The sequence below is a fragment of the Terriglobus roseus genome (assembly GCF_900105625.1).
Classification (GTDB): domain Bacteria; phylum Acidobacteriota; class Terriglobia; order Terriglobales; family Acidobacteriaceae; genus Terriglobus; species Terriglobus roseus_B.
This window is the reverse complement of the sequence record NZ_FNSD01000001.1, coordinates 4,106,449-4,119,032: the sequence shown is the minus strand read 5'-3', so window position 1 is coordinate 4,119,032 and position 12,584 is coordinate 4,106,449. Positions and strand designations below refer to the sequence as shown.

Genomic DNA, 12,584 nt, shown 5'->3' with positions numbered 1-12,584 from the left:
CCGTGGGGTCCGGCAGTTTCGCAGGATCGGCGGGATGCAGCGAACCGCCGGTTAATAAGTCGATTGGTGCGTAATATATCAGATACCAACACGTCATTCATCGTGGATTCACATAGAGGCATCATGCACGCTCTCCCGATTCGGTTCGTCTCGCTCCTGATTGCCTTGGCCGGAATCAACCACGCTGTCGCCCAGGTGCGCTCCACGACAGACGATCTCACCTGGCTGACGAATACTGCCGCCGTCTCCGGCTACGAGTCCGCGCTGTCAGCGCGCATCGCCGACGTTCTGAAAGACATGCGTCCGCAACGGGATGCCATGGGAAACGTCTCCGTCACCTTTGGCAGCGGATCACCCCATCGCCTGATCGCGGCTCCGATCGATGAGCCCGGCTACGTCGTCAGCCATATTGAGCCGGATGGCTATCTGCGGGTGCAACGCCTGCCCCAGGCCGGCATGCCTCCCCACTACAACGAGATGCAGAACGCTCAGCAGATGCTGGTCACCACTTCGAATGGAACTTCCCTACCTGTCGTGGTGGCAGCGCTGTCCATCCACCTGACACCCGGCCGCGCGAACGTCCCGGATCCCGATGACATCGACAACATGTATGTCGACATAGGGGCGAAGTCTTCCGCCGATGTCCTGCGCAGTGGCGTCGAGGTTCTGAGTCCTCTGGCAGCAGACAGGACGGTCATGCGTGTTGGACCCCATGACTGGGTGGGCACGGCTATTGGAGACCGCTTTGGCGCAGCCCTCCTGCTGCAGCTTGCCAGGGCACTGGCCGCAAAGCCAGGAACGGGCACGACCACAATCGCCTTTGTCACGCAGCAGTACGCCGGCTCACGCGGACTCACACGGGTGCTTCAAACCACGCAACCGGATGAACTGATCTACGTCGGCCGAGGACGCCCGGAACCCAAATCTGTCCTGACACCCGCAATTCTGGGATCAGGCGCGATCGCTTTCACGAGCAATGTTGACGCCACTGCGTCCAATTGGTTCGGTAGCGCTCCCCTGCAGCACACCGGAGCGGCCTCGTTCCTCATCAAGGGCTACGGCCCGGCTTTCCCGCTTCCCGCGCACACGCTGCATCTTGGCCTCCCCTTGCAGTACCCGCTGACCGCAGGCGAGATGTTGGACGAACGCGATCTGTATGCGCTGCAGACTGACCTGTTCCGCTACGCCGGGGCCAGCTTCTCCGCACCTCCGTCGATGGCGCCCACGGCTACCGCCTACCCTCAAGCCGCTGCAAAGCTGTCGGTGAAGCCAGAGATAGGTGCCGTGTTGAAAACGCTCACAGAGACATACGGCGTGAGTGAGGTGGAGCGTATGCCGCGGGAGGCTGTGGAGCGTCTACTGCCGCCGTGGGTGAAGACCGAGACGGATGCGGCCGGCAACTTGATCGTTCGCTTCGGCAAGGGTGAAAAGCCCGCGGCGGTCTTCATGGCGCACACGGACGAGCTGGGCTTCCGCATCAAGAGTATTAGCGCAGACGGCACCCTCGAGCTCGACAACAAGGGTGGCGGCTCACCGGCGTTCTTCTGGGGACATCCAGCGCTGGTACACACAAGCGCCGGCATGCTTGGCGCTGTCGTGACTCTGCCCGATAGCTTCGACACAAGCCAGTTCCACTTTCCATCAGACTTTCGCATCGCTGCGAAGTTAAACGTGGGCGCATCCAGCTCTGCGGAAGCCGCCTCGCTCGGCATTAAGGTCGGCGACTTTGTCACAATTCCCAAGCGTCTGCGCACGCTGCAGGATGGCCGCGTCTCGGTCCGCAGCCTGGATGACAGGGTCGGATGCACGGCGATGATCGAGGCTGTGTGGGCTCTCGGGAAAGACTTCAATCGCGACGTGACCTTCGTCTGGTCCACGCAGGAAGAGCTCGGTCTGTTGGGGGCAACCGCCTTCGCAGGAAAGGCAAATGAAACGAAGAAGGTGCCGGAGACCGTCTTTGCCATCGATACCTTTGTGTCTTCTGACACGCCGCTGGAATCGCACCGCTTTGCTGATGGCAAGCTTGGCGAGGGCTTCGTCATCCGTGCCATCGACAACTCGAACATTGTTCCGCTCAGCGCAGTGCAGCGCGTACGGATCATCGCTGGCAAACACAGCATCCCGGTTCAGTACGGTGTTACCGGAGGCGGCAACGACGGCGCAGCCTTCGTTCGCTATGGCACAACCGATGTCGCCCTGAGCTGGCCCCTGCGCTACGCACACTCTCCCGCCGAGGTCGTTGACATGCGCGATGTGGTCGCGCTCACTGACATCGTCACTGCCCTGGCGAAGGAGTGGTAGTTACTGGCTGATCCGAAGTCCGTTCTATCGATCGTCACGAACGAGAAAGCGCCCCATGTCTCCTTTGAAAAAACTGCACACCTCGCTCAGCCTTACGGAACAAGCTCACAAGAGCATCCGGCGTTACATCCTGGCAGAGAATCCAGGCGCAGATGTTCGCCTGACCGAGACCTTTTTCGCCGAGCAGTTAGGTATCAGCAAGTCGCCGGTGCGCGAGGCGCTCAATTCCTTGCAAAGCGAGGGCCTGGTGCGCATCGAGCCTCGTCGCGGCGCTTATGTCCATCAGTTCACCGGGAAAGAGATCTCCGACCTCTACAATCTCCGCGAAGCCCTCGAGACCTTCGCAGCCGAGATCGTTCCTATCACTCCGGAGTTGATCGCCGAGCTCCGAAGCAGCGTGGATCGCACGGAGGAGCTTCTCCGCTCTCGGAAGAAGGACGAGTACATCGAGGAAGATATCTTCTTCCACCGCATGATCGTTGGCGCTACCGGCAACCTGGAGCTGTCGCGCGTGCACAGCAATCTGCAAGACAAGCTATGGCTGTGTCGATGCCAGACCTATCAACTGACTTCATCAGACACACCATCCGCCCACCGGAACATCACGGAAGCCATCGCCTCAGGAGATCGCCTGCTTGCAAAGGAGAGGACAAGCTCTCACATCCAGTTCGTCCGAAGCGCGCTGGTCGAGGCCTGGGAGCGGGCGCGCCTGGAGGAAGAAACGGGCGTTAGCCTGCCCGACACTGCCGCTGGAGTCATATTTTAGGGCAGTTGCCGCTCATCGACGCCCTGCCTTTGAATCGATTCAAAGGCAGGGCCGAAATCTATTGCAGCAACGCTTCCCTGGTTGGCCTGGAGGTTGATTCACGCACGACGATGCGAGCGGCGAGCATGGGTTCCGGAAGATGATCGGCGCCGTCGATATAGGCGAAGAGCATCTGCAGAACGCTCTTCGCCAGATCCTCACGCGGCGTTGCGACGGAGGTCAACGGCGGATGAAGAAAGCGACAGAGATAGGTGTCGTCAAAGCCGACAACTGAGACGTCCTGCGGGATGGTCTTACCAGCAGCCTGTAATCCACGCAGTACGCCCAACGCAACCAGGTCATTGATGGCGACCACTGCGGTGAAGTGATAGTTCTGCTTCAAAGCCGTCTCCACCGCGCGTAGACCTGCCGCGGCGGGCTCTCCCGGTTCATCGATGATGTGTACGTCGGTGTCGCGCGAGTTGAACTCACGCAAGGCTTCCTCAAAACCGATCTGCCGCTCCATATGTGAATGCATCGGCGGCACAGCTGCATCCTGCTGCGAATTCTTCACCAGCAAAATCTGGCGGTGACCCAGTTGCAGCAGATGCTGCACCGCCAGGTACATGCCATGCCGCTTGTCCACGCGCACAGTACCAATGTGCTGCGCGGAGTGGTTGTTATCCAGGTAGACAGTCGGTGTGCCGGAGGCCTTCAGGATGATGAAGGCCTCCGGATCATTCTCAGACGTCATCATGGCGATGCCTGCTACACGCAACGACAGCATCTGGCGAACTGCAGCACACTGCTGCTCGGGAAGGAAGTTCGTAGACGTAAGGAATGTCTCGTAGCCATGCTGGCGTGCCTGCTTGTCGAGGGCGCGCGCGATTTCGGCGAAAAAGGGATTCAACAGGTCGCTGACGATGATGCCAATGATCTTGGTGCGGCGTCGCGCAAGATTGCTCGCGAACAGATTGGGAGTGTACCCGAGCTGTGCGATCACCTCCAGCACACGCTGCCGCGTTTCGGGCCGCACGTTTTCCTTCTCATTCAGCACGCCGGATACGGTGCTCAGTGATACTTGCGCAAGCCGCGCCACGTCCTGGATCTTGATCCGTTCGGACTGCTTACCCTTCTTGTCGTGCGGTTTTGGGCTGACTGCCACGTAACGATCTCCTGGGATTTCAAGCGTAAGAACAGGTGGAATCAGACAACACAAAACTCATCCACGTCGCGATCCTCGCAAGGATACAGGGAAGAATGCAGACAGTCACAGAACTTCCCGCGGAGACAACGCGCGTACTGCGGACTCCCCGTTGTTGACCGCCGCCCGAGCCTCCGGTTGCTCGGTACGTCGGGTCTTTGCCGCCCATGCGTCGTACAGCAGGACATCCTTTTGCTTCTGCCACTCCGCATCCGGCAGCACCATCAAGTCCTGTCGTGGGATCCCGGGAAAGCTCGTTCCTACAGCGTCCAGACCGCCTTCGCGATCCTCGCGAATGTAGTTGGGCGAGATGGTGACGTTGTTCGCATGGATCCACGTAGACACATGCGTCGTGCCGGCCGCGCGGATCGCCGCGTCATCCCAGAAGGCGAAGTGCAATTGGTGGTTGAGCCAGAGCATGCCGTCCAGATCGACCCAGCTGGTTCTATGGCTGATGCCCGGGTACAGCACCGTCGTGAACAGATTCGTGTCCGTGCCGGCCATCGCAATGGTCCGTTCGCGAACCGCCGCGAACCATGAGGGCGGATGGTCTGCCATCTTCATTACGGTATCGGCGTCGCCATTCATCACAAACATCGGGCCGCGTTCCGCATTGAGTGTGTAGAGAATTGGGCCACGGTCACCCAGTACACCAAGCGCGCGGTAGGGCGCCGCCTGGCATGGCAACTTGCCCGTATCAAAGTAGTCGTTGGGACCGTCGAAGGTGCCGCCACCGCTGAGCAGAACCGCGTGTATCCGCGGGTCGATGGCTCCGGTGATGCCGGTGATAAACGCGCCCATGGAATATCCCACGGTGCCGATCCGAGCCGGGTCAACCTGCGGCAGCGACCGCAGATAGCTGACACCCTGCATCACATCGACCTGCATAAGACCTGCCAGGCGTTGGCCCCAATGCGGCAGATCAACAGCAGCGTCATGCTCCGAGGGCGAGACGGCGCTGAGACGCTGGTGGTTGCGCTCGCCCTCCCCGATGGGATCGTATGTCACGGCAACCGCTCCCGCCTTGGCAAAGAGCATGCCGCTGTAGAAGGAATACCAACTGAACTTGTCGCCTCCATGACCGTTGACGATGACGACGCCAGGCAGTTTGCCATGCACCAGTTTTGGATCGGGCCGGTAGACGATCGCCGGAACACGCATACCGTCCGCCGTGGCGTAGGTCACACGGTCCGCAATGACGCCCGGCATGGGAGAGAATGTCGACCATACCTTCGCCTCCAGAGCCGGCAGTTTGTTGGGCACGTAGAGCTGTTTCCGAATCTCTGCGCGCCACGCGGCATTTCGATTCCGGCGTTGCGTCGTTGACAATTCCCTGCCGGGACGAACGAAATCTCCAGCGTTGAAAGGCGGTTGCACCGAAAAGAACTGTTGCGGTGTCGCGTTGCCACCGCCACCCGCAGCCACCTGGGCACTGACGCCTGCCGCTGCGATGGGCCATGCAAAAGCAAGAACGAGGCGGGATAGCGAACGGCGCATGAGGGAGCTTCCTATCGTAATGTGGAGCCGAACGACGAAGCCGCCGGCAGTTTGCCGGCGGCCTCGCCTATTGATGGTGACTCTTAGAACTCGATGCGAGCAGCAAGCTGCAGGGCGCGGTTCGTGGGAGCATTGGTGTCGACGACCATCTGTCCGTAGGACGAAGTGGTGGAGGTCGCCGGCTGCCAGGTGGCCAGTGCTGCGTTCGACTGGCTGTAGACGAAGTGCGTGTGATTTGTGACGTTGAAGTAATCCGCCTCGAACACCAGCTTGGTGCCCTCGTGCAGATTGCCCATCGGGATGCCGAAGGCGCGTCGCAGGCTCATATCCAGTTTGTAGTTTCCAGGCTGAAAGAGACCCGAGTAAGCAGCCGTACGTGCCGTCGTAGCAAAACGATAGTCCGGCGTGGCAACAAACGCGCTGGGGTCCAGGTACTTCACAGAACCCAGGTCAGACTGCGTGTGCGGCCGTGACAGGTTCTGCACCCGGCCGTTGCCCACGTAGTTCGGGTTCAGGGTGGGGTAGCAGACGTTCTGCGAGGGATTCGTATTGCAGCTGTTCTGCGTAATGGACAGCGGTGCGCCGGAGTATGCGGTGAAGATGCTCGAAAGACGGAAACCGCCGAAGAGCGCACGCGTAAACGGGTTGCCGCCACCGAGTTCGCCCGTACCGAAGGGCAGGTTGTAGGCGCCAGTCACGACGAACTTGTGACGCTGATCACCGAGCGACAAGCTCTTGTCGAGTGAGCGAGCCGCATGGAACTGGCCGTCCGTCGAATAAGCAGCAGGGATGTCATAGCCCGACCGGAAGGTCCCGTTGTTGTCGATCGAACGTGCCCACTGGTAATTGATCATGGCGGTCAAGCCATGCGTCAGGCGCTTGGTCGCGTAGATCTGCAACGCATGGAAGCGGGTGTTACCCACGAAACCATACGCGTCGCTGATGCTGCTGTATTGCGCGTAGGGCTTGAGGAGTTGGGCGATGGACGGGTTCTGCGATCCGCCGAAACTTGCGTACGGCAGCGTGGTGATGCCGGCCGCAGCACGGTTTGCGGCAGTAGCCGAGTTGGACAGCTGCGAACCGAGACCGAGGTACTTCGGATCCAGCTGGTTGCTGTACAGACCGCGTGCGTTCAGACTGTCCGGCTGCAGGAAGTGACCCTGCGAGCCAACGTAGCTGATAGTGAGCGTGGTGCTGGGCGACAGCTCCCGCTGCATGCCGAAGCTCCAGTTGATGAACTGAGGAGCACGACCGCCGTAGTAAGGGTCGGCGTACGTGGGCGTCTGCGACGAAGCGGACGTCAGCGTGGTGTAAGACGTGCCGATCGAAGGATCGAGGTTTGGCGGAGCGGTATAGGCCGGGTAGGGGTTATCCAGCTTCCAGTATTGCGATCCAGTCTGACCTGCAACCGGCTGCACAAACGTGGTGGTTGGCGTAACGCTGTAACCTTCGAGCCCCGTGCCCTGACGCGAGGTAGCGGAACCACCATTGGCGTTGCCGTGCGTGTAGACGATGCCGTAGCTGCCACGGAAGACCGTCTTCGGATCCGCCTGGAAGGCAAAGCCAACGCGTGGGCCAAAGTTCTTAAAGTAGTTGTTGACCGGGCTGCTGCAGTTGCAATGACCGTTGCCCTGACCGCCGAACGCCACGGCGCCCTTGGACCCGGTCAGCGGATTCGTTGCGTTCGGATCGAAGTAAGCAAAACGATCCTTAACTTCCGTGTAGGCCGGGAAGAAGTCCCAGCGCAGACCATAGTCCAGCGTCAGCCTGCTGTTCACCTTCCAGTTGTCCTGGAAGTAAGGCGACATCGGACGGAAGCGTGCACCGGTTTCAGGAACGGCCGACTGTGTGAACGAACCGCTGTTGGTTGCGCCGGTCAGGAAGCTCGCATAAGCCTGTCCAGACGTGGCCAGGGCTGTCGTGTTGTTGCTGAAGCCCGCGGTGGCCGTGCTGTTGAATGCCAACTGCAGGGGGTTCACACCGGTTGCGTTGACGAGGTAGTTGTACTGCATCCACGCGACCTGGAAGCCAAAGGTCATGCTGTGACTGCCCTTGACCCACTGCAGATTATCCAGGGCAACGTAGCCCGAGGCCACCGGACGGTTGCTGGAGTAACCAGCCCAACGGTTGATGTTGGTGTTGCCCGTGAACGTGACGGTGGGGAACGAGTCGGAAGCCTGGCCCGCGGGCAGCCCCGTGATGCCGTTCGCAGCAGCGCCAAACGTGCCGCCAATGTCCTGGTTGTAGCCAGGTCCGTCATAGCGGCCATAGCCGTACTTCAACTGGTTGGTGATGTGCGGCGTGATGGCATAGGTGTGTTCGAAGAGGAAGACCTTCGTCTTCGGCGTGAATGCCTGTGCCGAGATGTAAGGCGCCGGCAGACCGTTCGACGTGGAAGAGACCGTCACAGCCGCCGGACCCGCGCTGGCCTGACGGCCGAACGCAATCACTGCGGAGAACGTCTGCTTCTCGTTGATGGTCCAGTCAACACGGTTCGTCGTGGTCCAGTTGTCGAGCCCCGTCTTGTAGTTCACCAGGTAGTTGTTGTTGATGTTGCCGTTCGTTGGTGCCGGCAAGTAGGACTGCAACCGCTGCGCAACAGCAGACTGCGCGGCCGTCGGAATGATGTTGTTCGCGTATGGGATACGGCTATAGGCCTGGGTCGTCGCGCTGCCATTTGCCGTGGTGAGCTGTGTTGAGCTCGGATCATAGATACAGCCGGCCACGCCGACAGTGGTACGGGCTGTTCCGCAAGCTGCGGGATTGGTCAGCAACTCGCCAAAGTCTCCACGCCGCATACGCGCCGTCGGAACCGTTTCGAGCTGGAACGGCACCTGACGGGTGTAGTGATAGCCCTCATAGCCACCGAAGATAAATGCCTTGTCCTTGATGATAGGGAACCCCAGGAACATGCCGTACTCGTGCTGGTGTTCGGTCGGCTTCTGCAGCTTGCCTGTGATGGGGTTTGTGCTCTTCTGGAAGCCCCAGGTATCCAGGCCGGTGTCGCGGAAGTAGTCGTAGATGGCGCCGTGAACTTTGTTGGTACCGCGCTTCACGATGTAGTTCTGAACGCCCTGCCCCTCATAGATGGCCGGGTAACCGACCGTCTGCACCTGGAACTGCTCGATCGCATCCACGGCCATGGAAGACCAAACAAAACGCGGGTCGCCTTCACCGGCTACCGAGGTGATGGGCACGCCATTGATGTAGATCGCGGAGACCGCACCGCGGCTGCCGCCACCGTTTACCGTACCGGCGTTCGTGGTCTGGTTGCCGTTGGTCGTTTGTGCGCTCACGCCCGGCAGCAACGATGCGAAGTCCGTCGCGCGGCGCTGGCTTCCACCATCCTGGATCAGCGGCAGGGCTGCGTATTGCTCCTGCTCGATGGTCACGCCGAGGGTGGCGTTGGAGGTCTCGATCGTAGGCGGCGCGTCCGATACGGTGATCTCTTCCGTCGTGCCGCCGATGGGCAAGGAGACGTCAACCGAGAAGCTCTGGAGCGCATTGACGTTCACGTTCTCCTGCACGACGGTCTTGAAACCCTCGTGTGAGACGTTGATGGTGTACTTACCCGGATCGAGTGAAAAGGTGTACTCGCCCGATGCGCTGGTCTTGATCGAGATCTTCTTGTTCGTGCCGTTATCGGTGATGGTCACGGTGGCGTCGGGGACTGCGGCGCCTTCGGTATCGAGCACGCGGCCGTTGATGGTTCCCTTGCCGGAGAGCTGCGCGCCCGCCGAAAGCATCATGGTTGCCGCGATGGCCAGCGGTGCCGCGATCCGCATAGGCGACGAGAAGCTGGCGCCGAACACGATCGAACGGAATGGTTTGCGTAAAGTCATTGGTTACTCCTAAAGGTGTTGCGGGCCATCTCGGCCAAGGTCATCGGCGGGTAATTTCGCTCTTGGCAGTTGTGTCCGAAATTTATGAGGACGGGGCGGATAGTAGCTGGCGAAAAAGAGACTAGTCAAGGTTTCGTGAAAAATAATCGAAACGATTTGATGGACTCAGCCTCTTGGTGCATTTATTTCGAAAATGGAAGGAAGTAAGCCATCGAAGCGTTTCGGCGATCGTTACATACTGTTCCCTTTTTCTTCGCTCATCATTGAATCGTCTCAATCGCAGGATTTCCATCGGATTCAGGCTCTGGAGAGACGAATACGGGCACAAGAAATGGCCCCTCGGCCGCGGTGGAATCGCGGACCCGGGGCGTCCTGAACGGCTATGCTATCGAAGCTTACGAAGACGATCTGCTTCGGATACAGGATCCCACCCATCGTTGCCGGAGAGGAGTGCTTGAGGGGTCAGTCTCTTTTCCTCGGTGGCAGTCAGAGGCGCATACTCCACGATGCGGTGCCCGCCGTTCACACCCGGGCCATGAGATCGGTACTCGCGATAAGTGCTGGTTTTCAACTTGCCTGCCCACTCTGACCAGCCATCAGGATTCAGCATGGGCTGGATCTCCGTGTCATAGAACAGCACGGTGGAGTACGCGCGCCAGGGCCGGCCCAGCACCAGCTTGTCGCCCGGCTGCGTGTCGCCAGTGATGCGGTTATGCAGGAAGTAGTACCCCGAGTCCTCCTCGGGGTACTGGCGGCTCTGGGCCGTGAACATCACGTTGTTGTTGTGGCGAGCATGCAGTTCGCCGTGATCGAAGACCGCCTTGGCATCGCCGAAGATGTAGTCGACATGGCCCTCGATGTAACAGTCACGGAAGTACTGACGCGACGCCGCGCACGCGGCCCGTCCCGGCGGAGGAGGCGTGCCATCCTTCGGCAGGTTCTCATGACAGGTGCGGCTGTTCGCATAGAGCGTGTCCTGTGCGGCGATCAGGCGCACATGGTCCAGCACGGCGCGATCGCTGCTCATCAGCAGTGCCACCGCCTGCGAGCCTTCTTCGCTGCGTGTGTGCTCAAGCTCCCAGGTGTTCTCAATGGTCAGGTTCTCTGCCTCGAAGCCGTCTGCATCAACACTGACGCTGCCGCTCTTGCCCGTGCCACCCGCGCTCTTCGCAGAGTCGTTCCAGCTGAGCACCACATCCTGTGGCTGCTTCCCCATGCCGATGAAGTGGATGTTCGGCTTGGAGATGTGGACCTTCTCGCGATACTTGCCAGGTGCGATACGGATCACGGCGCCGGTGTCGGGCGCGTGGTCGACGGCGTCCTGCACGGTGTGAAAGTCAGCCTTGCCGACCGGCGCAACGGTGATGGGTTTAATCGATTGGCCAGGAAGCGAGGCGGCGCAGATGCCGGCAAGGGCAAGCACGTGGAGTAAGGAAACGCGTGGCACGGTAATTCCCTTTCGGTTGTTGGTGGTCTTAATGGCCGTCGGTGGAAGCAGGCTGCAGCATCGGCGTGGCGCCTGCAGGCAGTCCGTTTACGTTAGGGCCCAGTTCGACCTGCGAACGGATGATGTTGTCGGCAACCATGCGGCCAAAGACCGCCTTACCCTTGTCGTTCAGATGCGTCCGATCGGGCTTTGCAGGTGCTGCGTTCTCAGCCTTAGCGTCCGGGTGCCCGACCATGTCAAAGGCGTCCGCTTCTTCCTGCGTCATGGTCGACAGGAACTTTTGCGACAGGCCCAGCAGATCGACGAAGTTGACCCTCTCCTCCGCCGCAACCTGCCGCGCCGCAGCACCATATTCCTTCAGACCATCTGTTTCGACCAGCTTGCCGTCTTTGTAAGTGCGGCGCGACAGTGGACTAAGCACGATCGGAATGCCACCCATAGCGCGCGTTTCACGGATGAAGCGCCGCAGGTTATCGCTGTAGGTCGTCGCAGGATCGGTGTGACGCTTCGGATCGTCCTTCTGATCATTGTGGCCGAACTGGAAGGTGTAGTAATTCCCGTTTTCTGCCAGAGCCTTCGTCCAAAGTCCCTCGTCGAGGTAGGACTTGGTACTGCGGCCGTTCGCGCCCAGGTCCACACATGTGACGTTCGAGGTAAGCGTCGCGCAGAAGCCCGGACCCCAACCACCTTCAGTCGCTGTCGTGGAATCACCAACAAGGACGATCTTGAAAGGCTTACCCTCGAAGACGCGCATGGCAAGCTCGCCCTCAGGCGGGAGTGCGGCGGGCGTCCTCAGAAGATAAGGATGTAACGTTGGTACGGCCTTGCCAAGATCGACCGCGACCATACGCCCAAAGACGAAGCTCCCGGCCCAGTTCAAGTGCGTCTTGTCCGGTGCCAGCTTCCCTTCTGCATCCTTCTTGGTAATGCCGAGCTTTGTACCTGCAACTTCGCCGATGCGATCGAGGTACGCGATGCTCTCGGTCTGCAGATCGATGACAGGCACGTGCATGTCCGCAGCAACACGCTTCATGACCGCGGCGTGCTGCAGCAGGTCGCTATGGACCTTGCCATCTTTCTGGAAGTAGCGACGGGTCAAAGGCGTTACCAGGACCGGCTTGATGCCATGCGAACGCGCCTCATCGACAAAACGTCGCAGGTTTTGCTCGTAGACCTCGATGGTCACCTGTCGCGCCAGATGTTCGGATGACTCAATGTCGTTGTGACCAAACTGGATCAGCATGTAATCCGGCTTCGTACTCAGTGCGCGATCCCAAAGGCCATCTTCGCGATAGGTCTTGGTGCTGGCCCCGCCCTTTGCCATGTTCAGGCAGTCCACCTTCGGCGAAAGGTGGGCACAGAAGCCACGACCATAGCCCGCATTATCGGTCTGTGTGGAATCGCCAATGAGGTCGATGCGGAGCGTCGTGCCGGGTCGCCGGTGCTCGGGTGGCTGCGGCACGTAGGCGTCCTCAGCTTGCGCGGCAAGGCTGATAAGGAGTGCGGTTGCAGCGATGCCGAAGGTGATCCGCGATAGGCGCATTGAAC

General features: G+C 60.0%; 7 protein-coding genes. 2 read left to right on the top strand and 5 right to left on the bottom strand.

What is annotated here, in order from left to right:
- Positions 1–123: 123 nt before the first annotated feature.
- Positions 124–2,301, top strand: coding sequence for a M20/M25/M40 family metallo-hydrolase (locus tag BLW03_RS17150; RefSeq protein WP_074655247.1), 2,178 nt, complete (start codon positions 124–126; stop codon positions 2,299–2,301).
- Between the two features lie 55 nt (positions 2,302–2,356).
- Positions 2,357–3,067, top strand: a complete 711-nt coding sequence (locus tag BLW03_RS17145) for a GntR family transcriptional regulator (protein ID WP_074655246.1) — start codon at positions 2,357–2,359, stop codon at positions 3,065–3,067.
- A gap of 58 nt (positions 3,068–3,125) precedes the next feature.
- Here the strand turns inward: BLW03_RS17145 and BLW03_RS17140 are convergent, their stop codons facing one another.
- From BLW03_RS17140 to BLW03_RS17120, 5 genes are all read right to left on the bottom strand, one after another.
- The gene (locus BLW03_RS17140) at positions 3,126–4,211 is read right to left on the bottom strand and encodes a LacI family DNA-binding transcriptional regulator (RefSeq protein WP_074655245.1); all 1,086 of its coding nucleotides are present in this window, start codon (positions 4,209–4,211) and stop codon (positions 3,126–3,128) included.
- 105 nt (positions 4,212–4,316) lie between these two features.
- A complete protein-coding gene (locus tag BLW03_RS17135) occupies positions 4,317–5,747 on the bottom strand; it encodes an alpha/beta hydrolase family protein (RefSeq protein ID WP_074655244.1) in 1,431 nt (476 codons plus the stop codon).
- 83 nt (positions 5,748–5,830) lie between these two features.
- Positions 5,831–9,589 carry a TonB-dependent receptor gene (locus tag BLW03_RS17130; protein ID WP_244502136.1) on the bottom strand — a complete coding sequence of 1,253 codons (3,759 nt, stop codon included), beginning with the start codon at positions 9,587–9,589 and terminating at the stop codon, positions 5,831–5,833.
- Positions 9,590–9,974: 385 nt separating this feature from the next.
- Positions 9,975–11,036: a pectinesterase family protein gene (locus BLW03_RS17125; RefSeq protein ID WP_212733226.1), complete on the bottom strand. Its 1,062-nt coding sequence runs from the start codon at positions 11,034–11,036 to the stop codon at positions 9,975–9,977.
- Positions 11,037–11,064: 28 nt separating this feature from the next.
- Positions 11,065–12,579 carry a rhamnogalacturonan acetylesterase gene (locus BLW03_RS17120; protein WP_074655242.1) on the bottom strand — a complete coding sequence of 505 codons (1,515 nt, stop codon included), beginning with the start codon at positions 12,577–12,579 and terminating at the stop codon, positions 11,065–11,067.
- Positions 12,580–12,584 lie beyond the last annotated feature (5 nt).